The following is a 21,867-nucleotide window of genomic DNA, read 5'->3' as shown; positions in this document are numbered from 1 at the left end:
GGCACTCGTTGGAATTCCGCACTCGCTGACAAGGATGATTTCGATGGAGTTCGCACTACCTCAACAGTCCGCTGAGTTACGCTCTCGGGCAGAAGATTTCATGAACCAGCACGTGTATCCGGCCGAATCGGTGCTGGCTGCGCAAAGCCGCGACCTGACGGAATCCGGCGACAGGTGGGCACCTCGTCCGATCATCGACGACCTGAAGAAGACCGCCCGGGCAGCTGGTCTGTGGAATTTGTTCTTGCCGACACACGACGGTGTCGGTCTGAGCAACCTGGATTACGCACCGATCGCCGAGATCTCTGGGCGAAGCCCTCTTCTGGCTCCGGAAGCAATGAATTGTTCGGCACCGGACACCGGAAACATGGAAGTGCTGGAGATGTTCGGTACTCCCCAGCAGAAGTCGGAATGGTTGCAACCTCTGCTCGATGGTGAGATCCGTTCGGCATTCGGCATGACCGAGCCAGACGTTGCATCGTCGGACGCGTCCAACATCGCTACTCGGATCGAACGGTCTGGCAGCGAGTACGTGATCAACGGGCGGAAGTGGTGGACCTCCGGCGCGATGAGTCCCCGTTGCGCAGTGTTCATCGTGATGGGTAAGACCGATCCAGCGGCACCGCGCTATCAGCAACAGTCCATGATTCTGGTTCCGCGAGATACACCAGGGCTCAAAATTACCCGCCATATCGAGGTTTTCGGTAACGACGACAGTGTGCACGGGGGCCACGCGGAGATCGAATTCGTCGACGCACGGGTCCCTGCCGAAAACCTCATCGGTACCGAAGGTGGGGGTTTTGCGATTTCGCAGGCGAGGCTCGGGCCGGGACGCATCCACCACTGTATGCGCGCGATCGGAATGGCAGAACGAGCTTTGGAACTCTTGTGTGCGAGGGCAGATGAGCGATCGACGTTCGGGACGGCCCTCTCTCAGAAGGGCATCATCCAGGACTGGGTGGCTCAATCGCGATTGCGAATCGAACAAGCTCGCTTGCTTGTCTACAAGGCGGCCTGGCTCATGGACACTGCCGGTAACAAGGCCGCCCACACCGAGATCCAGGCAATCAAAGTCGGCGTGCCGCAGACGACGGAATGGGTTGTGGACAAGGCTATCCAAGCGCACGGAGGAGGCGGCGTTTCGCAAGATCACCCCCTTGCCGATCTTTGGCTGGCAGCTCGGTGCCTGCGAATCGCCGATGGGCCGGACGAAGTTCATTCGATGTCACTCGGTCGGAAAGAACTCGAACGGCAGCGGGTTCGCCGCACCGCTCGGCTGTCGTAGCCAGAAGCCAAACTGTCCACTATCGGAGGAGCCCCAATATGACCGAGACCGCCAAATTGACGGATGCACTCGCGTTGCATCACGTCATCGCAGCCTTGTACACAGAGTTTGCCGATCGGGTCGATTCCAAGAACTGGCAGGGTTACGCCGATCTGTACTCACCCACGGGCAGTCTGGTCGTAGCCTGGCGAGATCCCATACCGCAGAGCGAAATCGCGGCGATCGCAGAGCATCGACTGGGGTCGTGGCTACGGACACATCACATGATCAGCAATGTTGCTGTTCGACGGGACGACAACTCTGTCACATCGAAGGCATACGTACAGGCAACACACCTCGTGAGCGAAGACGCCGGGGATGCTTGGGTTCTGGGCGGCCGTTACGACAGCGAACACGTATACGTCGACGGGCGTTGGAAATTCGAGACTTTGCGGTTGACGGTTGTTTGGCACCGCGGCCACAACCCGAACGTCGCGTCTTCGAGCGACCGAGAGAATGGTGACAAGGGTGTTCGCTCCCCACGATGAACTTGTCGAACTGCGGACAATTTTCCGTGGCTTCCTGACCAAACGCTCGGGAGAAGAGCAGGTCAGAAAGACAATGGAAACCGCAAGCGGATACGAGATCGAATTCTGGCGAGATTTGGCAGGTCTCGGCGTGCTTTCGGCAGCCCTCCCTGAGGAGTACGGAGGCGATGGTTTCGGCGTAACAGCAGCGGGCGTGGTACTGGAGGAGATGGGCGCGGACTTGACGTGCTCACCGTATTTATCGACTATGACTGCCGCACAATATCTCGTGGCGTCGGGCGATGTCGAAGCGTGTCACCGGTACCTTCCAGCGATCGGAGACGGGTCCGTCCGAGGGACAGTGCTGACTCCGACGGGACGTGTCCGCACGCCTCAGGTCGAGGCTGCCGGTAGCAACAGTTCGTGGCGACTGAACGGCACCGTCGGGTACGTCGTCGACGGACACACGGCCGACCTCTTCGTGGTGGTCGCCGCTACGACCGACGGACCGCGGATGTTCGTGGTCGAACCAGAATCGACGAGTGTCTCGAGTCAACCGATGTCTGTTCTGGATCGGACCAGAAAGCTCGCCGAGGTCAATTTCGTCGATACCGAAGCAACGTTGTTGAGACCCAGCGGCGATGTGGCACAACGAATAGCTGCGGCAGCCGATCGGGCCTGCGTGCTTCTGGCATGCGAACAGGCTGGCGGAGCGTCGCGGGTGTTGAACATGGCCGTGCAGTACTCCAAAGAGCGCGTTCAGTTCGGGCGTCCCATCGGCAGCTTTCAGTCGATCAAACACATCCTGGCCGACCTTCTGGTGACAGTGGAGTCTGCGAAAACGGCAGCCCGATACACCGCCGGCATGGCAGACACCTCCGATGCCGAGATCGGCGCAGCTGCGAACCTTGCTCGGTTCTACTGTTCCGATGCATTCGTGGAAGCCGCCAACACGAACATTCAAGTACACGGCGGAATCGGGTTCACCTGGGAACACCCCGCCCATCTTTACCTACGGCGAGCCAGGACGAGCGCGGTACTGCTCGGCGACTCGCAGTTTCATCGAGCGAAATTCATCGACCGCACGCTAGCGGCGCAGGAGGATCACTCATGACTGTCGATCAACATTCGGACGATCCGACGCCGGACGGTATACGTTCGGGCGTTCGCGAATTCCTTGCCGAGAAGTGGGTGCCTGGCCAACTGAGCGACCCCGATTGGCTCGACGTGGTTGTCCGGAATAGGTGGGCGGTGCCGCGGTGGCCCACCGACTCGTACGGCAGGGGACTACCCGACTCACTTGCCTCAATCGTCGAAGAAGAATTCGACCGTGTCGGGGCACCGGGAAGCGGTCAAGATAGATTCAACATGCACGCCAACACCGTTCGCGTCTTCGGCAGCGACGAACTCAGGGCGAGTTTTGTGCGGCCGATGTTGACGTCGGAATTCCGGATGTGTCTGCTCTATTCCGAACCCGGAGCAGGATCAGATCTAGCCTCGCTTCGAACCCGCGCAGTACGAGAGGGCGACGAGTGGGTGATCGACGGTCAAAAGGTGTGGACATCCGGTGCGGCGGACGCCGACTACGCCTTCTTGCTTGCACGCACAGACTGGAATGCTCCCAAGCACAAAGGAATTTCTTTTTTCCTCTTCCCGATGAAACAAGACGGTATCGAAGTACGTCCGATCAAACAGATCACCGGCGAGTCCGAATTCAACGAAGTATTCATCACCGGAGCTCGGGTCAGCGACGGTCTCAGACTAGGTGAGCTGCACGGTGGATGGAAGGTACTTCAGCGTGCATTGGTGTTCGAACGCTTGGTGATGGGCGATCGTGCACGAGCTGGGCGCGACAACGACGCAATGGCCGTCACACAATATTCGGGCGAGGAAGACCTCATCGGGCTGGCGCGAACTTTCGAACGTCTCGAGGACCCTGTCATCCGGGATCGCCTCGCGACCGTGATGGCGATGCGGACAGTGAACAAGTGGAATTCCCAACGAGCAGAGGCAGAAGCAGCAGCCGGCGTAGAGTCGGCCGTCGCCGCGCTCGGCAAGTTGTCGATGTCGGGCATTCTCCACGAAAGCGCAGCTCTACGGTCCGCGATCGTGGGGGCCGAGTGTATGGCAGACGGCCGGGATCATCCCGACGGGGACACAGCGAACTTCTTGTCGATGAACGCGTTCATGACCTCGATCGGAGGTGGAACCGACCAAGTTCAGCGCAACATCATCGGTGAACGAGTGCTGGGGTTGCCTCGCGAGGAGGATCCGACGCGTCAACTGCCGTTCAGTAAAGCGTCGATGAGCCGGTGAAAAAGGAAACTTCCTCCTCGGTTTTCCGTATGGCTCCGATGCTCGATAGCGCCACGTTCTCGATGACACTGCGATAATCTTCGACGTGACGTCAACAAAGGTTGAATCGTCATCGGGCAATACGGAGGAAGATGCAATGAGCACTTCAGGTTATAACGCGATAGCAAACATCCTGGCGCGCTACGCGCAACGGATCGACGCGGCAGACTTCGACGGAGTGGGCGACTTGTTCGCAAAAGCGGTCGTGGAGATGGACGGCCCCGAGGGGCGCGTCCGTCTCGAAGGAGCGGACGCTGTATCCGGCTTCTTCCGTGCCTCAGCGCGCGTGTACGAGGACGGTTCCACACATACGCGGCACGTCATCACGAACCTGATAATCGACGTCGACGAGGATGCCGGGACGGGTTCGTCCTCCTCCAGTGCTGTTGTGCTGCAGGCGGTCGAAGGTGTGATTGCGCTTCAACCTATTCTGGTCGGTAGCTACGACGATACTTTCGAACGCGTCGGCACCGAGTGGTCCATTTCGTCGCGGTTCCTCAGCATCGATTTGATGGGCGACGTATCCAAGCACCTGCAAGTCTGAGAGTTTCTCGACCTCCGAAATGGTGTCATCCGATGGTCCGACTCCATCGAAGGGTCGGGGGTTCGAGATGCATCACATTTGACCGTTGTAATTTCACTGACAGTTCGATAGTTTGTTAACATGCGTCAAATAAGCGACACGCCGTTCCAGTGGCAACTCGAATGAGAGGTGGACTGCGCCCGCCGGAGTCGGCCCATTTCCGTAACGTGGTGGGCCGTTATCCTACGGGCGTAGCGATCGTCACCGCAGCGACATCCGAGGGTCCGGCCGGTATGGCAGTGAACTCGTTCACATCTGCGTCACTGGATCCTCCACTGATTATCTTCTGTCCGGCTCATTCATCGACTACTTGGCCCGTTATGCAGTCGAGCGGAATAGTTGCAGTGAACATACTTGCAGTAGAGCAAGAAGCGTTGGGTCGCCAATTCGCGGCGACGGGCGGGGATCGATTCGACGGCGTCCGATGGTCGCCAGGTGTCAACGGTGCTCCACTGCTTGCAGGCGCGTCGGCGTGGATCGAGGCGCACGTGGTCGCCGAACATCCCGCAGGCGACCACACTGTGGTGATCGCAATGGTCGATCATCTGGGTGCTGACGAGGGCCGAGACGAACCGCTGATCTTCCACCGCGGGGCATTCACCGGTCGCAGGTCCGCCACCCGAAACACGATAGACGGGCGGGCGAAATGAAAATACTGATCGAACGCGTGAACGCATCATTGCAATTCGGCCTCGAACGCCCCGACGATTTCTCGGCGTTTTCAGTCGCATTGGTGGGTATTTCGGACGCGGAATTGACTGACATCAATTTCGTTTCAAAAGTATCGACCGCCCTCGGTCGGGTCGACGGTGCCCATGTTCACGTGCGACGGTCTGCCCTGGAACATATTGCGGGCGAGGCCGGGTCGAATCAGAAGTGGCAAGCGGGTCTCGACTCCATGATCGAGTTTGCACGTACGAGAGGCTGGATCGACGCCTACGGCGCTATCAGAGCTCACGTCGACAGCGTCGACGAGAGGTAGGCAGTTCAGGCTCAGGCGACGCGTCCTCCCGGCATCGCCGAAAACGGAATTCAGACGAAAAGGAATACATGAAAATCAATGGTTCAGTTGCCGTGGTCACCGGCGGAGCATCGGGTCTTGGGCTCGGGGTAGTAACGATGGTCGCGAAAAATGGCGGCAAAGCCGCGATCCTTGATCTCGGCGCTTCCGAGGGAGCTTCCCTGGCGTCGGAACTCGGCGACTCGGTTGTGTTCATCCCCACCGATGTCACGGACACGAGCAGTGTCGAGAACGCGTTCGGGGAGGTCAAAAAGGCTTTCGGTCGCGTCGACGTGTGCGTCAACAGCGCAGGTACCGGCGTGGGCAAACGTGTTCTGAACAAAGACAAGGCAATGTTTCCTCTTGACCTCTACAAGAAAGTCGTGGACCTCAACCTCATCGGTCTCTTCGATGTCGTGCGCCATGCTGCGCGCGCGATGTCGGACAACGAGCCGGGCGTCGACGATGAGCGAGGCCTCATTGTGAACGTTGCATCCATAGCTGGCTACGAGGGCCAGGTAGGTCAGGCGGCGTATGCGGCATCCAAGGGTGGTGTGATCGCCAGCACGCTGCCTCTGGCGCGCGATCTGGCGTCGTGGGGCATAAGAGTGATGACCATCGCACCGGGGATCATGGATACTGCCATGTTGGCCGGGGTCGACGAGAAGGTAAAAGCTGCCGTCACCGAGATCGCCTTGTTCCCCCGCAGGTTGGGAAACGGAGACGATTTTGCGTCTCTCGTCGGTCACATGATGGAGAACAATCTCCTGAACGGCGAAGTTGTTCGATTGGACGCGGGAACGCGACTGGCGGCACGTTGATGGGTGTCGACGTTTCGTACGAAACTGGAGTAGCGATTGTCTGCATCGACAATCCTCCGGTCAACGCGATGTCGGAAGCCGTTCTGTCGTCTTTGCACGATGTCGTTGCCGGCATCTCGTCCCGCCGTGACATCCGGGTCGTCGTGTTTTCCGGTGCGAGCAAAGCGGCATTTCTGTCAGGCGCGGACCTCACCGAGCTTCCGCTGCTGCTCGCCGATCCGGAGTTGCTCGGAAGACGCATGTCTGATGTCGGTTCTCTCTATCAACTGATAGCGGACCTACCTCAGGTGACGATTGCAGCGGTCGGTGCTTCGGCAATGGGGGGTGGTTTGGAGCTTCTGCTCGTGTGTGATTTCGTGGTGGCAAGTGAGCGAGCGAAGTTCGGTCTTCCGGAGGTATCGATCGGTCTCATGCCGGGAGCTGGTGGGACTCAACGGCTATTTCAGCGGATACCTTCCCACCACGCTCGTGAAATGCTGCTGTTAGGTGCGCCGATCGGAGCCGAGCAGGCCTTGCGGCTGGGTCTGATCAGCAGGATGTGCCCGCGGGAGGAGGTCGAGGAGCAATCCCTGGAAATGGCGCGGCAGCTCGCTGGCCTCCCCGCAATCGCTGTTCAGTCGATCAAACGGGCCATCGCAGCCGCAGTCTCGTCACAGCCGCTCGACGTCGGTCTCGATGTCGAGCGGGAAGAATTTCTCCGCGTGGCGAACAGCGCCGATGCGCAAACCGGGCCGGCGGCATTTCTCGAGCGTAGAAAGCCCGTTTTCGAGCACAAATAAGACAGGAGACGGCGACGTGATGTCAGAGGGCCAACAACCGGTGCTGATTGGGATCGGACAGATCATCGACCGTTCACATTCCGACCTCGAAATGTCGGACCCAGTGGGGTTGATGGCACGAGCAACGTCGGCAGCGATGCACGACGCAGGTTTGCCCGGCGTCCACCACATCGACTCCGTCGATGTGGTGGACGTACTCTCATGGCGTTATGAGCACGGTGCAGCGTCAGCGTTGTCCAGTCGCCTCGGGATCGATCCGGCTCGACAACAGGACAGTCCGGTGGGCGGTGAACAGCCGGTAGCGCTTCTGGACCGACTGGCAGCGCGTATCGCCCAGGGTTCCGCTACCGTGGGCCTGATAGTCGGCGCAGAAGCGCAGGCTTCGTTGAATCGTAGTCGTCGCGCCGGTACGCAACCCTCATGGCCTACCAAACCGAGTAGAACCTCCAGCGTCACCGAGACGTTGAAGGGGTTGGTGCACCCCGAGGCATGGCGGCATGGCCTACGTGCGCCAGTCGACGTATATCCGTTGTTCGAGAACGCGTTTCGAGCGCGGCGCGGACAGTCCCTGGCTGAGGGGCAGTCGGAGACCGCGGAGATCTGGGCTCGAATGTCGGAAGTCGCGTCGCGCAATCCTTTCTCGTGGCGTCCCGACGCTCGCTCGGCCGAGGAGATCGAAACGGTAGGTCCGACGAACAGGTGGATTGCTTTTCCGTACTCCCGACTCATGGTCGCCGCACCGGCTGTGAATTTAGCCGCCGCGATCCTCGTGACGACGAGGGCCAGAGCGCGAGCATGGGGCGTGCCCGAACACCATCTGATCGCGCCGATCGCTGCAGCGGGTGCCCGAGAGGTCTCGGATCCATTGTCGAGAACGCGGTTCGATCGGTCGGCCGCCCTGGAATCAACGCTGACGACCGTACTCGCACGAGCTGAAATGAATGTTTCGGATGCCGAATCGGTCGAACTCTACAGTTGTTTTCCCTGCGTACCCAAAATGGCTGCGGAGCACCTCGGATTGGGTCGGAACACACCTATGACTGTTACCGGAGGTCTGAGCTTCTTCGGCGGACCGGGCAACAACTACATGCTGCACGCAACTGCAGCCATGACCGAGCGGTTGCGGCATACGCCGACGCAGGCCGGATTGCTCTATGGGCAAGGCGAGTTCGTGACGAAGCATCATGCAATCGTGCTCGGCGGCAGTTCGTCCACTCTTCGCTACCAGGCATCCGAATTTCCTGGAGAACCAGACAGGGTGGAGACGGACCACATAGATTTGGATCCTCGTCCGTCGGGGGAAGGATTGATCGAAACCTATACTGCGACATGGAACGAAGACGGTTCGCCGGGCACCGGAATCGTCGTGGGCACCATGAAGGCGTCGGGAAAGCGTTTCATCGCCCGCACTCGAAACGATGACCGTGCGAGTTTTACTGTCCTAACCGATGGTAGCGAGGAACCGGTCGGGTTGAACGTGCATGTCGAGCCGGGTGAAGACGTCAACACCGCAGTTGTGGTGAACCGCCGGACCGCACCTGGGTTCAGTCCGTGAGGGTGGCGGTCAAACCATCGATGGCGTCGACGAAGTCTTCGAGCATTTCGTTGATTACGTCACGAACATGTCGCCTGGACCGCAGGAGGCCAACCCCCTGTCCAACGAAGTAGGTGGCGCACGCCAGCGCATTCGAATCGCTTTCCGCAAGTTGGTCCACTCTTCGAAGCACCGGCTCACTGAGCAGAGATTGAAACGGCATCGGCAGAGGCGGTGGGCTGGCGTCTGCGTCCCACGCGTCAGTCCAAGTAGAGCGTAGTTGGCGGCATGGTTTGCCGGTTCGCGACCTACTTCTCACTGCGTCGGTCGAGGAAGCCTCGAGCATCCGCGACACGGTGGCAGCAGGCGTTTCCGCCTCTGCAGTGGTCAACCAGACCGAGCCGGTCCATACTCCCTCCGCCCCCAAAGCCATGGCGGCAGCCATCTGACGTCCGGTCACGATGCCACCGGCCGCAATGACCGGTACGTGTCGAGTGTGCCTCAACGCTTCGATAACTTCGGGTACCAGCACGAGCGTGCTGATCTCGCCGGTGTGACCGCCGGCTTCCGTACCTTGGGCGACGACGAAATCGACTCCAGCGGCCACATGTTCGACAGCGTGCCTGGCTGTCCCGACGAGCCCGGCGACGAGTACACCTGACGAATGAGCGGTATCGATCATGGTTCGTGGCGGCACGCCCAGTGCGTTGGCGACGAGAGCGATCGGATGGCGAAACGCGACATCGAGCAGTTGTTGTCCCATCGCGTGGTCGACCCGCATCGGGTTGTTCATGTCCTTCTGCTCGTGCCGGAACGGCAGGTCGTGTTGCTTGAGGAACTGGTTGACGAAATGTCGGTGTCCGTCGGGAACCGAATCTGCCATGCGCGCAGGATCAGCCGCATCGGTCGTCGATGTATCGGACGCTGGACACACGATGTCCACGCCATAGGGTCGACCGGCGACTCGCGCATCGATCCAAGCAAGGTCGTCGTCCAACTGAGCCGGGGATCTGCCTGAAGCTCCGAGTACTCCCAGTCCGCCCGCATTGGTCACTGCCACAACCACATCGGCGCAATGGGTGAATGCGATCAGTGGGAAATCAATTCCGAGCATCGCGCAGATCGCTGTCTTCATCCGAGCCTTCCCTGTGGTGCCCGCACACCGGTGTCAGGCGCACGGAACAACTGTCCGAGATCGTAACGTCACCGTATGCCGCATTGCACAGTCGCTGACGGACTGTTAGTCTAGTCACACCGAGCCGGTGCAGGAAATGGACGCCGGTTTCCGTCAATGTCACTCGACGAATTCGGTTGAGCGGCAATCGTCAATAGGAGACAGTGACATATGCGCGATCCCTACAAGATAATCGTATGGGGCCCGGGAGCTGTGGGAACGGCATGCCTGAAGTTGTTGCACGGCCGGGCGGAGTTCGAGGTCGTCGGGGTGCTGGCGCACAGTGCGAGCAAGGAGGGCCTCGATGTCGGAACGTTCATCGGCGAGTCGCCGTCGGGGCTGAAGATCAGTACGGACAAAGAGTCGGTCCTTGCGCTCGACGCTGACTGTGTTCTCTACTGCGGGCAGCCGCCTATCGACCCCGACGGAATGAACGCCGATACGATCGCGCTCTTGGAGTCCGGTAAGAACGTCATTTCCGCAACCGCCTACTTCTACCCGCCCTACCATGGGGAGGACTACGCACGGCGTATCGAAGACGCTTGCATCGCAGGTGGTTCGAGCCTGCACGGTACAGGCGAGCAGCCAGGATTCTTCTTCGAGCGAATTGCTGTTGCGCTGACGGGAATGTGTACCGAACTCGAGTCGGTGACGATGGAGGAGTACGTCAACGTCTCGGGGACATCGTTGGAAACCATGAAAGTGTTCGGCGTAGGTCAGCCCTTGTCGGTCGCCGAAGCTCCGAATCCTTTTCTCGACAACCTGCTCATGACCGTTTTCGCAGAAGAATTGACTCAAGTCGGCCTCGCCCTGTTCGGTAAACCGGTCGAGATATCGATGCAAACAAATTATTCGGTGGCGGACGAAGATCTGGTCCTCAAGACGGGTACGATCGCCAAGGGCAACGTGTCCAATCTCGAATACATTTACTCGGCCACGATCGACGGTAAAGAGCGATTGAGGACCGTCATTCGATGGGTATTCAGCGGCGACGACCGATGGATCATCGAGGTAGAGGGTAAGCCGGTATCGATTCGAGCTGATATCTCAGCGTATGCCTCTTTGGTGGATCGTTCGCACTTCCGGCCCGGAGACGAAACATTTTTGACGTCGTACATCACGGCGATGCCGATCATTCAGGCGATCTCCGTGGTCTGCGAGGCTGCCCCCGGGTTCGTCTCGCCCTCGGTGTTCACCCACCACACGCCGGACTTCCGGGACCTCGGTACCCGGAAATCCATTGTCGGATGACGTGCTGAACATATTCACTCTCGAACACAGAAAAAGAAAGTGATCTCATGAAGTTCGTTCTCAGTCACATTCCGCAGATTCCTGGTGACAAGGAAAAACTGGCACCGATCGGTCGAAATACCGAGGCCTACCAGAAGATGCTTGCAGAGGTTCAAGCGCTAGTTCTACGTGCCGACGAACTCGGTTTCTACGGATACGGAACAGCCGAGCATCATTTCCACACCGAAGGTTACGAGGTCAACTCGCAGCCAATGATGTTGTACACAAAGCTCGCCACGCTCACCCGCAACATCAAGTTCATTCCTTTGTCTCTTGTCCCGGTCTCCACCAATCCCCTCTATGTAGCCGAACAAGCGGCGATGTTCGACCAGATGTTCCCGGGCCGCATCGAGGTGGCCTTGGCCCGCGGTTACCAAGCGCGCTGGATGCAAACCATGGCGCAGCAAGAAAACGTGACGAGCGGAATGCCGGGTTCGGAATCCGATACTCGCAATCGCGAGATCTATACCGAGTATGTCGAGGTCATCAAGCTCGCGTGGACCGAAGACGCGTTCAACTACAACGGTAAGCACATACAGGTCCCGTTCCCCTACGAAGGCATCAAGAATTACGGCGGCGCCGCGATCGCGCGGCGGTACGGCAGTCCTGGTGAAGTGAACGACGACGATACGATCGCCAAGATCGGAGTCGTACCGGCTCCGTACAGCCGGCCGTATCCACAGCTGTGGCTTCCGTTCACACTTAACCCGCAGACGCTGGTGAACGCCGCCGCCGAGGGCTACAACATGCTCATCAGTAACAGCGACCCCAGTAAATTCCAGGATTTTCTCGAGCTCTTCCAGAAGACGGCAGCTGGCGTCGGCCGTGATGTCGAGCTCGGTGAGAACGTCTGTCCGGTGCGCGAGGTAATCGTCGGCGACTCGTACGACGAAGCGTTCGACATCGCAGTGCGGGGCCCGGGTCAGGTCTTCTACGACTACTTCCAGAACTTCGGCTTCATGGAAAACTGGAGGCGACCGGAGGATGACCCTGCGAACTTCCCGTTGATGTTCGATTCACCCGAGGCTCTTGCGAAACGGTGGGTCGATACAAAGTTCATTCTGTGTGGCACACCCTCGGATGTAGCGGAGCAGGTCGACGATCTACGGACCGGTCACGGGATCGGTGCCAATGTCAGCCACTTGGCATATCAGCAGGCGGGGCAGGGTTCACTTCCGCCCGAGGTCACGATGCGCCAGCTCGAGCGTGTGAGCCAAGAGGTCTTCGCCAAGTTCATGTAGGTCCTTCTCCGCGGCCGGCGTGCTGTTCAGCGTCGGCCGCGGAGAAGCTCCAAGGCACCACATCCCCTGCGCGGCAACAGAATAGGAACTACTGTGAGATTGAAAGACAAAATTGCCATAATCACCGGAGGCGGCAAGGGGCTCGGTCGCGAGACTGCGGAATTGTTCGCATCGGAAGGTGCGATCGTGTACGCGGGCGATGTGGTTCTTGGGGACTACCAGACGGACGGTGTCCATCAGCGGCATCTCGACGTGTCGGATCCCGATGACTGGACAGCCTTGGTCGATGAGATCGTCGAAACACACGGTGGGCTCGACATACTGGTCAACAACGCCTCGATCGTGAAGACATTCGACGTGTTGACCGATGTCACGCTGGACGACTGGAACTCAGTCCTCAACGTCAACCTGACCGGAACGTTCCTGGGGCTCAAAACTGCCATACCAGCAATGGTGAAGTCGAACGGCGGCTCGATTGTCAATATAGCGTCGACCGTTGCGCTGACGGGTACACCTACGATGGCACCGTATGGAGCGACCAAAGGTGGAATCAGGACGTTGACCAAACACGTCGCTGTGACCTACGCGGCCGCGGGCATACGTTCGAACTCCGTGTTTCCCGGTCTGATCGACACCGGGCTCCTCAAGGAGGCCGGCGACGCTGCCATCGCGGCAGTTCTGGGAATGACTCCGATCGGCAGAGCGGCATCGACGAGGGAGATCGCCAACGGCATTCTCTTCCTGGCCAGCGATGAAGCGAGCTACATGACCGGCTCGGAACTTGTCATCGACGGCGGCTTCGTCGCCGTCTGAGCTGCTCCAGATCTGCTGCTAGAGCACGTCCACGACCGTCGCAGCGCCTTGCACTTCGCGGTCGGAGCTACCACAAAAGGGAACACCAACGTGACCGACCGATTGAAAGTCCTGATCGACGACTTCGACCACAACTCCGCCGAAGTGCAGAAGAGCATTCCCGCGATCTATGGCGAAATGCACAAGTGTCCGGTGCTGCACACTTCCAACAGCGGTGGTTACCATGTGATTTCGCGACGACAGGAGGTGTCCGATCTTGCATTGAATCATGAAACTTTTGCAAATTCGAACGACTTGGGCGAAGGGCCGGGCGGCGGGATTTTGATTCCTGCAAGCCCAGTGCGCCTCGGCTTCCTCGAGACGGACCCGCCTGAACACACACCACTCAAACGCGTGGTCACTACGTGGTTTCAGGGAGACGCGCTCAGGGCCTACTTTCCCCGTATGCGGGAAGTTGTCAATGCGCACGTCGAGCGCGTTGCCCAACTGCAGGCCTTCGATGTCGTGGACGAATTGGCCAACCCTCTGACAGCGATGCTGACACTGGACTACTTCGGTCTGCCAACCGAGGACTGGGAGCTCTACGTCAAGCCTGTTCACGAACAGGCCTTCCTCAAACCTGGCGATCGAGAATTTCCGCGGTTGTTGATGGACATCGAGCGTGCCCAGGCCAAGTTGCGCGAGTTGATCGCGGAACGAAGGAAGGCCCCGGGGAGTGACCTGGTCAGCGTTCTCATTGCCACCGAGGACGAAAACGGTGTTCTGCTCTCTGACGACCGAATCGTCGAAGTGATCTGGGTGGTCTTCGGTGGTGGTTTCGACACGACCAGCAGTCTCATTGCACACATCCTGAGATATCTGTCCGAGAACCCTGAACGCAAGGCTGTTCTTGTGGGAACGCCGTCGTTGCTACCGTCGGCGGTGGACGAATTCGTTCGTTACTTTGCCCCGGCAGTGTTTTCCGGCAGGACGGTCACCGAGGATGTGACAGTTGGTGGGGTAAGGATGGCACCCGGTGATCGTGTACTTCTTTCGTGGGCGGCGTCGAACTTCGACGAGGACGCATTCCCCGTTCCGTACGAGATCCAGTTCGACCGGAAACCCAACCGACACTTGAGCTTCGGTTGGGGCGTGCACAGGTGCCCTGGAGCGAACTTCGCTCGCCAAGAACTGGTGATGGTACTGGAGTCCATTCTCGAACTGATGCCGGACTTGGTGGTGGACGGCGATGCGGCTGTACCCCTACCGAACGCCTCGGTTGTCAACGGGTACATCAGTATGCCGGCGACGACTCGTTAGAACGGCCGATTCCGGCTGAAGCGGAGCATGTGTCCGTTCAGCCGGGATCGGTATTGGTTCGCGTGGAGGATTCAGCGTGCCTTCCATTCGGGGGCTCGCTTTTCGAGGTACGCAGTGGGTCCTTCCCGAAAATCGTCTGTGTCGAACAATGATTTTGCGGCACGCCAGCAGATGCGCCAGCCGTCACCGTCGGGAGCGTCGAGCGCATCCAGCATTGCGGTGCGGCTCGCGCGAACGGCCAACGGTGCGTTGAGATTGATGCGTTCGGCCAATCCGAGGGCCGAGTTCAGCGCTTGACCAGGTGAAACTACTTCGCTGACGAGGCCGAATCCGGCAGCCGTGGATGCCGATATCGGGTCGCCCGTGAGGGCCATTTCCATCGCAACGCCTCGTGGAAGTCGCTGCGGCAGCCGCATCAAACCACCGGCCGCTGCGATCAACGAGCGCTTGACTTCAGGGATACCGAACGTCGCGGCTTCGGAGGCGATCACAAGGTCGCACGCAAGAGCGATCTCACAGCCTCCTGCCAGTGCAGGGCCATCGACGGCGGCGATGTACGGTTTGGTTCTTTTTCGCTGCACGAATCCAGCGAAGCCCCCGCGCTCGGTGGATACGTCGCGAAACCCGCCGGATGCTACCGAGTTGAGATCGATGCCGGAGCAGAATGCATTCCCGGCCGCAGCCACCACCACAGTCCATACATGGTCATCAGAATCGGCAGTGTCGCAGTAGGATTCGATCATTTTCGCCATCTGAGCGTTGACGGCGTTGCGGACGTGGGGCCTGTTCAACGTGATGATGGCAGTGTGTCCGGTGACCTGATAGGTAACCTCTGAGTCGGTCATCGTTACCGTCCTACGAATGTCGGGGAGCGCTTATCGAGGAATGCAGTTGTCGCTTCGATCATGTCTTCGGAGCCAATTGTGTCGAGCTCGTACATCAAGCCGACCTGAAGGGCTTCGCGTGCTCTGCCGAGCAAGATCTGGTTCATGGCTTTTTTCGTTCCTTGTACAGCCAGGGGTGGGAGTCCTGCCAGCCGCTGTGCGATGGCTTCTGCGGCAGGCTCGAGTTCGGGCACCGTATCCACGACCTCGGTGATCATGCCCGCGGCGTAAGCGTCCGAGGCTGTGATCGGCTGACCGGTGAGTAGGTGCCATTTCGCACGCATCATGCCGCCAACTTGCGGCCACACGACAGCGCCGCCGTCCCCGGCGACCAGACCCATCAGAACATGAGAGTCCGCGAATCTGGCAGTCTTCACGGCGACGAGCGCGTCTGCGGCGAAAGCAATATTGGCGCCCAAGCCCATCGCGGGACCCTGAACAGCGCACACGAGGGGAACTCGCAGCTCCAGCACGGTGAGGAAAAGACGATAGCCGTTGTCGATCATGCGCCGCGCCCGCTCGCGGTCGGACGCGACCTCTCGCATCATTCCAACATCGCCACCAGCCGAGAATGCCCGTCCCGTCGAAGTCAGCAGGATTACTCGAATGTTCGGCATTGTAGATATCACGCTGAGTGCATTCACGAAGTCGGAGTGCATGTTTTCGTCGAATGGGTTCATCTCATCGGGTCGAGTCAACACCAACCGGGCGACATGCCCGTCTGCCGTCGCGCATAGAGACTCGGATCTGAAAATCGACATCACATGGGCCTTTCGTCGAGAACCGAACTCTGACACTATGTCATTAGATAACGGATGTCCAAAGTCTGGACAGTTGAAAGTAGTGTCGGAGCCTATGCCCGTCGGGGGCATTGCTCTGCCCGAACGCGAGGGAACATGGTGTCCACGAAGCCGCAATCAGTCCGATTTGGTCTCATCTACACGCACCTCTACGACGACACACACGAAGCGTCACCGCAGAACTCCTACGAACGTTCGTGGTCTGGCCTTTTAGAGCATGTGGTTTGGGCGGAGTCAGTCGGTTTCGAGTCGGTCTGGTTGGCGGAACGGCACTCATCGACGTACCCCCCATCTCCGCTCATAGTCGCATCTGCGCTGGCGGCTCGCACACGCTCGGTGCGCATCGGAACCAACCTCATGGTCGCTCCACTGCACCACCCTCTACGACTCGCCGAGGATGCCGCATCGGTGTCAGTCCTGTCGGATGGGCGTTTCGACCTGGGACTGGGCCAAGGTCACAAGAAGTCCGACTTCGAGAGCTTCGGAGTCGAGATGCGATTCAGGCCGAGTTTGTTGGAGGAGACGGTCACGATACTTCGCCGTGCCTGGTCGGGGCATGCGTTCGGCTTCGAAGGGAAACGCTATCGCATCCCGGAAGGTACCGTCGTCCAACCAGTTCCAGCCGCGCCGCCGCGAATTCTCGTGGGAGCCACCTCTGAGGCAGGGATGGCGCGTGCCGCCCGGATCTCGGATGGCTTCCTCAGTGCGTTCAACGGACACATTCGACAGTTCGTGGACCTTGCTTCCCAGGCTGGTGCGGGAGCTGATTTACCGATATTCGCTGCGCAACAGGCAATCATCGCTGACGATCCAGAGCGAGAGTGGTCCAGGGTCGGACCCCACGCGATGGATCATGCCAACAGAAATCTTCCCGGCGACCAGCAGATGACGAAGTCGGAAGAAGTGTTGAACAAGAAGATGATCGCTCTGTGGGACGCAGACAAAGCGGTCGAGAGCATAGTGCGTCTGATCCAGCGTCACCCGACGATCGAGGATGTACATTTTCTTGCTCGTGGAGGTCCGGGCGAATCGTGGTCGGATACCTACGAACGCTTGGAGTTTCTATCGAGTTCGGTCTTGCCCCGCGTGCGCACCCTTCTGGGCGACGAGGCTAACGGGCGAGAATCGGCACGGACACCGTAGGAGGGGTCGTGGTGTTCTAGGGATTGATCACGCTTCGCCGCCCTCATCGCTGGACAGGGCTGCAAGAATCGGACGGGGGTCATGGAACGACACCCGGCATTCCGTAAGCTCTCCGTCGCGGACACGCCATATTTCGATTGCGACCACCTCGGCGTTGGTACCGATCACACGAGAGTGCGCAGTGCTCACGGCTGTGTCGCCGTCGACGACGACGAATTGCACTTCCGCACTAGCAGGAATCATCCAACCCCCGACGGCACGGAAAACAGCCTTCAATCCAGGAACGCCGCGGTGAGTACCTCCGTAGGGCAGGTAGGGCGGCTGCGTCACCTCGAAGTCATCGCTCAGAAGTCCGAGTGCTTCTCGAACCTCGCCATTGTCGATGGCCGTGTAGAAGGTGTTGATTACCTTGCGGGTCTGGTCGGTCTGCGATTCTTGCACGGGTTGTCCCTTTCTGGAGGCCAAGTTGCGGCGAGTCGACGCCTCGGCACCGGACAGCTGAGTGCCAATCCGTCAGATGCTGACGAGATGTCATCAAAACACATTGTCTCTGTGCGCGGGCGAGTATCGTCCCGAGCATCAGATGACGCATCGTCAGGATCTGAATCACCGTACATTCGAGACGGGGAGACTTCGGTAGTGAGAGGTAGGCAAGGTCGATGGGCGACATCACACCGAGCGATCGCGACGAGGGACACATCGATTCCCTCCCCGCTCTGGAGGCAATGGCTTCCGCGCGATCGGTCAGGAACTTTACGAGTGAACCCGTTCCCGAAGCTGCACTTCGGCAATTGATCTGGGCTGCGACGCGCGCGTCGAGCCCGAACAATGTACAACCGTGGTCCTTTGTCGTAGTCACTGAGGCGAGCATGAAGCAGAAGATTGCCGTTCAGGTTCAAAAGGCTTACCCCGCTAAGGCAGAAAGTCAACTACCAAAAGATCCGGTGGAGCGCAGAAACGCAGCCTCAGCTGCCCGACTGATCTCGCACTTTGCCGACGTGCCCGCGCTTGTGTTCGTATGCATGATTCCGTACCCGCGAGTAAACCCAAACGTCGAGTTCATGCACTCCGCCGTCTATTCCGCATCGCAGAACATGCTCGTGGCCGCTCGGAGTATCGGATTGGGCGCTGCGTTCACCACCCTGCACAAGGGCTCAGAGGATTCGATCCGAGAAATCTTAGGCCTGCCGCACGATGTGGAAATTGCTATTACGATGCCTGTCGGATGGCCAGTGAAGCTGCCGGGCCCGGTTGTTCGGAATCCGATTGCCGAAGTCATGCGAATGAATCACTGGAATGGACAAGTTCAGTGAAGTTGAAGCATGTGTGTGTGAACGTTTCCGACGTCGATCGGAGTGTGCGGTTCTATGAGGAAGCTTTGGGCTTCGAGAAGGTGAGTGGCGGTGAACTCGCCGGCGCGGCTGTTGAGCAGACCATGCTGCTACCGGCAGGCGCTCGAGGATCTTATGCCTTTCTTGCCGGCGGAGATAGTTCGACCCTTGTTGAATTGGTTCAATGGATCGATATCGAAACAGACGCCCCCGCGGTCGAACCGGGATCTCGCGGGTATCTTTTTCTATCGTTCCGAACCGATCCTGGCGAGATGGCGGTTCTGACGGGACGAATCAAGGGGGCCGGCGGTTCCTGTCGTCCAATCGAGCGCGCTGTAGTGGGAAGCCGCACAGTTAACGTGATGATAGCTATGGACCCTGATGGAAACCTGATCGAGTTCGTTTCGATGGAGAAATAGAATGCTCGGAATTGGTGAATTGGAGAAACGTCGTGTCGAAGATAGAAATTGATCAAAAAAGGATAGTGGTCGATCAGAAGCCCTTTATTGAATGTCCCCGTTGGCACGACGGCCGACTATATTTCTCGGATTTCTATGGGACTTCGGTGTACTCGGTCGAGGTCGACGGTGCGCCTCGAGAGGAGGTTCGCGTACCCGGCCGCCCGGCCGGAACCGGGTGGCTACCCGATGGGCAGCTACTGGCAGTGTCTCAAGCGGAGAAGCGACTGTATCGACACGGAGCGGACGGGCCAGCGGTTCACTCGGACATGTCTCGGGTCATGGTGGGCACCGCAAACGACATGGTCGTCTCGTCTCGGGGCGTAGCTTATGTCGGCAACAGTGGATTCGACATTTCGGATTTGTCGAGTTTCGCTCCCGCTCCACTCGTCCGTGTCGATGCGTCGGGCATTGCGACGGTGGCGTCAGAGCCACTCTTCTTCCCCAACGGAAGCGCGCTGACGTCGGACGAGCGGACCCTGATCGTTGCAGAGACAATGGGAAATCGGTTGAGTGAGTTCGATGTCGACGTAGATGGACGGTTGGGCGAGCGTCGTGATTGGGCTGTCTTCGGGCCCACCCCTGCAACCACCGATGTCATGGAGATCATCGGTAGGTCGGTCGTCGGTGCTGATGGCATCTGCGTCGACGCCGAGGGCGCGGTGTGGATCGCAGACTGCTACCACCAGCGTGTCATCCGCGTAGCGAAGGGGGGAGAAATACTCGATTCCATCGATTTGGGTGATCTCAATGCCTACGCGATCGGAATGGGAGGACCTTCCGGGCAGACGCTGTTCATCTGCGTGGCACCAACTCCCTTCGAACACCTCTGCGTCGAGGCCAACGCCGCAGCTATTTGGGCCCTCGATGTCCCTGTTCCGGTGAGGTGATGTTCGTCTCGCAGATTGATTGACACACCGTCAGGGAAATGACAGAGTGTTATAAGTGGAGCTTGGTCCACTGCGAACCCTTGGGGGTGCCACATCTATCCCGGATACTGGGCGTCGATATCGCCCGACAGAATCGCCCAACACGTGGCGGATCCCGAAGAATCACTGACATACGCAGAGCTGGACGCACGATCCAGGCAGTTTGCCGGCGTCCTGTCGAGTAGAGGAGTCGGTTATGGCGATCATGTCACCGTAATTGCAGAGAATGATTCCCGTTATCTGGAAATCGCCTGGGGTGCATTGCTTGTCGGTGCCTATCTGACCACGGTCAGTACTCATTCCACTGTGGATGATGCTGCGTATATCGTTGACAACAGTGGTTCGTCGGTAGTTGTTGCGTCGCATCGCATGGCTGAAGTCGTCGGCGGTCTGCCCGAGCGACTCGATTCATGTAAGTCCTGGCTCATGTTCGGTGGCGTCGTCGACGGTTTCGGCTGTTACGAGGATGCGTTGGCTGTCTCTGATGGCTTCGTCGTCGACTCGGATACGCGGCTGGGCGACTACATGTTCTACAGCTCGGGAACTACGGGACGACCCAAGGGGATACTCAGGCCCTTGGCTGGCCGGACCGTAGACGACGGTACAAATTTCGACGGCTTTCTGTCGCGCAAGCTCGGTGTCGGACGCGACAGTGTCTATCTTTCACCAGCCCCTCTTTATCACAGTGCACCGTTGGCATCTGTGGTAGCGGCGACTTCACTCGGCGCGACAGTTGTGGTCATGAGAAAGTTCGATGCAGAGTTGTCTCTGCGGCTCATCGAACGATACTCAGTTACCCATTCGCAGTGGGTCCCAACGATGTTCGTCCGTCTGCTCCGGCTTTCGCCCGAAATTCGGGGCAAGTTCGACCTGACGTCGCACTCGATGGCAGTGCATTCTGCTGCTCCATGCCCCGTTCATGTCAAGAAAGACATGATGGATTGGTGGGGCCCTATAATCCATGAATATTACAATGGTACCGAAAACGTAGGTGCAACCTACGTCGGTCCGACAGACTGGCTCGCTCACCCCGGAACTGTCGGGCGTCCCTTGGGTTTTCGTGTGCACGTCTGTGACGATGACGGTCGCGAGTTGCCTCGGGGCCAAACCGGGCGAATCTTCGTCGAACGCGATTCAGCGACGTTCGCTTACCACGGAGATGCGGAGAAGACGCGAAATTCTCGTCATCCGAGTCACGACAACTGGATGACTCTGGACGACGTAGGTTTCGTAGATGCCGACGGATTCTTGTTCCTGACCGATCGGGCGTCGTTCATGATCATCACGGGGGGCGTGAACGTGTACCCGAGAGAGATCGAGGACTGTCTGCTGCGTCATCCCGCGGTCGGTGACGTGGGCGTCTTCGGTGTCGACGACGAGGAAATGGGTGAGCGTGTGATCGCCCTGGTCGAGCCGGTTGATGGGTTCGCCCCATCACGTGAATTGCACGATGAGCTTCGCGACTTCGCCTACAGCGAATTAGCGGGACCGAAGAGACCGCGAACCATTGAATTCGTGGAGCGATTGCCGCGCACGGAGAGCGGGAAGCTCTCCAAGAAGGACCTTCGTGCCGACTACAAGGCGCGAAACCAGCTGAGCCAAATTTAGAGACTTACCGACTTACATCGCACTCAGATCGCCA

Annotated in this window: 23 protein-coding genes; 19 read left to right on the top strand and 4 right to left on the bottom strand. The window is 58.9% G+C overall.

Annotated features, from left to right (window positions below; all coding sequences use genetic code 11):
• Window positions 1–43: 43 nt before the first annotated feature.
• From O4220_RS13235 to O4220_RS13190, 10 genes are all read left to right on the top strand, one after another.
• Entirely contained in the window at window positions 44–1,285 is a 1,242-nt protein-coding gene (locus O4220_RS13235) for an acyl-CoA dehydrogenase family protein (RefSeq protein WP_269604854.1), read from the top strand.
• Window positions 1,286–1,323: 38 nt separating this feature from the next.
• Window positions 1,324–1,812: a nuclear transport factor 2 family protein gene (locus O4220_RS13230; protein WP_269604851.1), complete on the top strand. Its 489-nt coding sequence runs from the start codon at window positions 1,324–1,326 to the stop codon at window positions 1,810–1,812.
• Window positions 1,781–2,905, top strand: a complete 1,125-nt coding sequence (locus O4220_RS13225) for an acyl-CoA dehydrogenase family protein (RefSeq protein WP_269604848.1) — start codon at window positions 1,781–1,783, stop codon at window positions 2,903–2,905. The genes O4220_RS13230 and O4220_RS13225 overlap by 32 nt, the downstream gene beginning before the upstream one ends.
• Entirely contained in the window at window positions 2,902–4,107 is a 1,206-nt protein-coding gene (locus O4220_RS13220) for an acyl-CoA dehydrogenase family protein (protein WP_269604846.1), read from the top strand. The genes O4220_RS13225 and O4220_RS13220 overlap by 4 nt, the downstream gene beginning before the upstream one ends.
• An 85-nt stretch (window positions 4,108–4,192) precedes the next feature.
• Window positions 4,193–4,690: a nuclear transport factor 2 family protein gene (locus O4220_RS13215; protein ID WP_269604844.1), complete on the top strand. Its 498-nt coding sequence runs from the start codon at window positions 4,193–4,195 to the stop codon at window positions 4,688–4,690.
• Window positions 4,691–4,851: 161 nt separating this feature from the next.
• On the top strand, window positions 4,852–5,379 hold the full coding sequence (locus O4220_RS13210; protein WP_269604842.1) for a flavin reductase family protein: 528 nt from the start codon (window positions 4,852–4,854) through the stop codon (window positions 5,377–5,379).
• A 17-nt stretch (window positions 5,380–5,396) separates the two neighbouring features.
• Window positions 5,397–5,711, top strand: coding sequence for a hypothetical protein (locus tag O4220_RS13205; protein ID WP_269604841.1), 315 nt, complete (start codon window positions 5,397–5,399; stop codon window positions 5,709–5,711).
• 68 nt (window positions 5,712–5,779) lie between these two features.
• Window positions 5,780–6,550: an SDR family NAD(P)-dependent oxidoreductase gene (locus O4220_RS13200; protein ID WP_269604840.1), complete on the top strand. Its 771-nt coding sequence runs from the start codon at window positions 5,780–5,782 to the stop codon at window positions 6,548–6,550.
• Entirely contained in the window at window positions 6,550–7,329 is a 780-nt protein-coding gene (locus O4220_RS13195) for an enoyl-CoA hydratase/isomerase family protein (protein WP_269604839.1), read from the top strand. The genes O4220_RS13200 and O4220_RS13195 overlap by 1 nt, the downstream gene beginning before the upstream one ends.
• A 136-nt stretch (window positions 7,330–7,465) precedes the next feature.
• Complete coding sequence (locus O4220_RS13190; protein WP_269604838.1) at window positions 7,466–8,884, top strand: acetyl-CoA acetyltransferase; 1,419 nt, start codon at window positions 7,466–7,468, stop codon at window positions 8,882–8,884.
• Here O4220_RS13190 and O4220_RS13185 read toward each other — a convergent pair.
• On the bottom strand, window positions 8,874–9,998 hold the full coding sequence (locus O4220_RS13185) for a nitronate monooxygenase (protein WP_269604837.1): 1,125 nt from the start codon (window positions 9,996–9,998) through the stop codon (window positions 8,874–8,876). The two genes, O4220_RS13190 and O4220_RS13185, sit on opposite strands and share 11 nt — an antisense overlap.
• A 210-nt stretch (window positions 9,999–10,208) precedes the next feature.
• Here O4220_RS13185 and O4220_RS13180 point away from each other — a divergent pair, with 210 nt between their 5' ends.
• The 4 genes from O4220_RS13180 (at window position 10,209) to O4220_RS13165 (ending at window position 14,680) form a co-directional block, all read left to right on the top strand.
• Window positions 10,209–11,288 (top strand): hypothetical protein, encoded by a 1,080-nt coding sequence (locus tag O4220_RS13180; protein ID WP_269604836.1) that lies wholly within the window; start codon window positions 10,209–10,211, stop codon window positions 11,286–11,288.
• 47 nt (window positions 11,289–11,335) lie between these two features.
• Window positions 11,336–12,568, top strand: coding sequence for an LLM class flavin-dependent oxidoreductase (locus tag O4220_RS13175; RefSeq protein WP_269604835.1), 1,233 nt, complete (start codon window positions 11,336–11,338; stop codon window positions 12,566–12,568).
• Between the two features lie 93 nt (window positions 12,569–12,661).
• Window positions 12,662–13,381, top strand: a complete 720-nt coding sequence (locus tag O4220_RS13170; protein ID WP_269604834.1) for an SDR family NAD(P)-dependent oxidoreductase — start codon at window positions 12,662–12,664, stop codon at window positions 13,379–13,381.
• A gap of 177 nt (window positions 13,382–13,558) precedes the next feature.
• The gene (locus O4220_RS13165; RefSeq protein ID WP_332112822.1) at window positions 13,559–14,680 is read left to right on the top strand and encodes a cytochrome P450; all 1,122 of its coding nucleotides are present in this window, start codon (window positions 13,559–13,561) and stop codon (window positions 14,678–14,680) included.
• 71 nt (window positions 14,681–14,751) lie between these two features.
• Here the strand turns inward: O4220_RS13165 and O4220_RS13160 are convergent, their stop codons facing one another.
• Both O4220_RS13160 and O4220_RS13155 read right to left on the bottom strand, forming a co-directional pair.
• Window positions 14,752–15,525, bottom strand: coding sequence for a crotonase/enoyl-CoA hydratase family protein (locus O4220_RS13160; protein ID WP_269604832.1), 774 nt, complete (start codon window positions 15,523–15,525; stop codon window positions 14,752–14,754).
• Between the two features lie 2 nt (window positions 15,526–15,527).
• On the bottom strand, window positions 15,528–16,325 hold the full coding sequence (locus O4220_RS13155) for an enoyl-CoA hydratase/isomerase family protein (protein ID WP_269605401.1): 798 nt from the start codon (window positions 16,323–16,325) through the stop codon (window positions 15,528–15,530).
• 54 nt (window positions 16,326–16,379) lie between these two features.
• On the opposite strand from O4220_RS13155, the gene O4220_RS13150 reads away from it, so the two are divergent.
• Complete coding sequence (locus tag O4220_RS13150; protein WP_332112817.1) at window positions 16,380–17,507, top strand: LLM class flavin-dependent oxidoreductase; 1,128 nt, start codon at window positions 16,380–16,382, stop codon at window positions 17,505–17,507.
• A 27-nt stretch (window positions 17,508–17,534) separates the two neighbouring features.
• Here the strand turns inward: O4220_RS13150 and O4220_RS13145 are convergent, their stop codons facing one another.
• The gene (locus O4220_RS13145; RefSeq protein ID WP_269604831.1) at window positions 17,535–17,948 is read right to left on the bottom strand and encodes a nuclear transport factor 2 family protein; all 414 of its coding nucleotides are present in this window, start codon (window positions 17,946–17,948) and stop codon (window positions 17,535–17,537) included.
• 218 nt (window positions 17,949–18,166) lie between these two features.
• Between O4220_RS13145 and O4220_RS13140 the strand changes: the two genes are divergently transcribed.
• From O4220_RS13140 to O4220_RS13125, 4 genes are read left to right on the top strand one after another with little or no spacing between them, the layout of a single operon-like run.
• Entirely contained in the window at window positions 18,167–18,820 is a 654-nt protein-coding gene (locus O4220_RS13140; protein ID WP_269604830.1) for a nitroreductase family protein, read from the top strand.
• Window positions 18,733–19,257 carry a VOC family protein gene (locus O4220_RS13135; protein WP_269604829.1) on the top strand — a complete coding sequence of 175 codons (525 nt, stop codon included), beginning with the start codon at window positions 18,733–18,735 and terminating at the stop codon, window positions 19,255–19,257. The genes O4220_RS13140 and O4220_RS13135 overlap by 88 nt, the downstream gene beginning before the upstream one ends.
• 14 nt (window positions 19,258–19,271) lie before the next feature.
• On the top strand, window positions 19,272–20,186 hold the full coding sequence (locus tag O4220_RS13130) for an SMP-30/gluconolactonase/LRE family protein (RefSeq protein WP_332112821.1): 915 nt from the start codon (window positions 19,272–19,274) through the stop codon (window positions 20,184–20,186).
• Window positions 20,187–20,237: 51 nt separating this feature from the next.
• A complete protein-coding gene (locus tag O4220_RS13125) occupies window positions 20,238–21,833 on the top strand; it encodes an AMP-binding protein (RefSeq protein WP_332112820.1) in 1,596 nt (531 codons plus the stop codon).
• Window positions 21,834–21,867: the final 34 nt, after the last annotated feature.

The organism is Rhodococcus ruber, assembly GCF_027270735.1.
Classification (GTDB): Bacteria; Actinomycetota; Actinomycetes; order Mycobacteriales; family Mycobacteriaceae; genus Rhodococcoides; species Rhodococcoides rubrum_A.
This window is presented reverse-complemented; position numbering and strand designations above follow the sequence as displayed.

Excerpts from the sequence above, each read along its gene's own strand:
- O4220_RS13180 (WP_269604836.1), top strand. The coding sequence starts at position 10,209 with ATGCGCGATCCCTACAAGATAATCGTATGGGGCCCGGGAGCTGTGGGA.
- O4220_RS13235 (WP_269604854.1), top strand. The coding sequence starts at position 44 with ATGGAGTTCGCACTACCTCAACAGTCCGCTGAGTTACGCTCTCGGGCA.
- O4220_RS13230 (WP_269604851.1), top strand. The coding sequence starts at position 1,324 with ATGACCGAGACCGCCAAATTGACGGATGCACTCGCGTTGCATCACGTC.
- O4220_RS13175 (WP_269604835.1), top strand. The coding sequence starts at position 11,336 with ATGAAGTTCGTTCTCAGTCACATTCCGCAGATTCCTGGTGACAAGGAA.
- O4220_RS13140 (WP_269604830.1), top strand. The coding sequence starts at position 18,167 with ATGGGCGACATCACACCGAGCGATCGCGACGAGGGACACATCGATTCC.
- O4220_RS13135 (WP_269604829.1), top strand. The coding sequence starts at position 18,733 with ATGGCCAGTGAAGCTGCCGGGCCCGGTTGTTCGGAATCCGATTGCCGA.
- O4220_RS13165 (WP_332112822.1), top strand. The coding sequence starts at position 13,559 with ATGCACAAGTGTCCGGTGCTGCACACTTCCAACAGCGGTGGTTACCAT.
- O4220_RS13160 (WP_269604832.1), bottom strand. The coding sequence starts at position 15,525 with ATGACCGACTCAGAGGTTACCTATCAGGTCACCGGACACACTGCCATC.
- O4220_RS13195 (WP_269604839.1), top strand. The coding sequence starts at position 6,550 with ATGGGTGTCGACGTTTCGTACGAAACTGGAGTAGCGATTGTCTGCATC.
- O4220_RS13190 (WP_269604838.1), top strand. The coding sequence starts at position 7,466 with ATGCACGACGCAGGTTTGCCCGGCGTCCACCACATCGACTCCGTCGAT.
- O4220_RS13225 (WP_269604848.1), top strand. The coding sequence starts at position 1,781 with ATGGTGACAAGGGTGTTCGCTCCCCACGATGAACTTGTCGAACTGCGG.
- O4220_RS13210 (WP_269604842.1), top strand. The coding sequence starts at position 4,852 with ATGAGAGGTGGACTGCGCCCGCCGGAGTCGGCCCATTTCCGTAACGTG.
- O4220_RS13155 (WP_269605401.1), bottom strand. The coding sequence starts at position 16,325 with ATGTCGATTTTCAGATCCGAGTCTCTATGCGCGACGGCAGACGGGCAT.
- O4220_RS13150 (WP_332112817.1), top strand. The coding sequence starts at position 16,380 with ATGTCCAAAGTCTGGACAGTTGAAAGTAGTGTCGGAGCCTATGCCCGT.
- O4220_RS13200 (WP_269604840.1), top strand. The coding sequence starts at position 5,780 with ATGAAAATCAATGGTTCAGTTGCCGTGGTCACCGGCGGAGCATCGGGT.
- O4220_RS13220 (WP_269604846.1), top strand. The coding sequence starts at position 2,902 with ATGACTGTCGATCAACATTCGGACGATCCGACGCCGGACGGTATACGT.
- O4220_RS13185 (WP_269604837.1), bottom strand. The coding sequence starts at position 9,998 with ATGAAGACAGCGATCTGCGCGATGCTCGGAATTGATTTCCCACTGATC.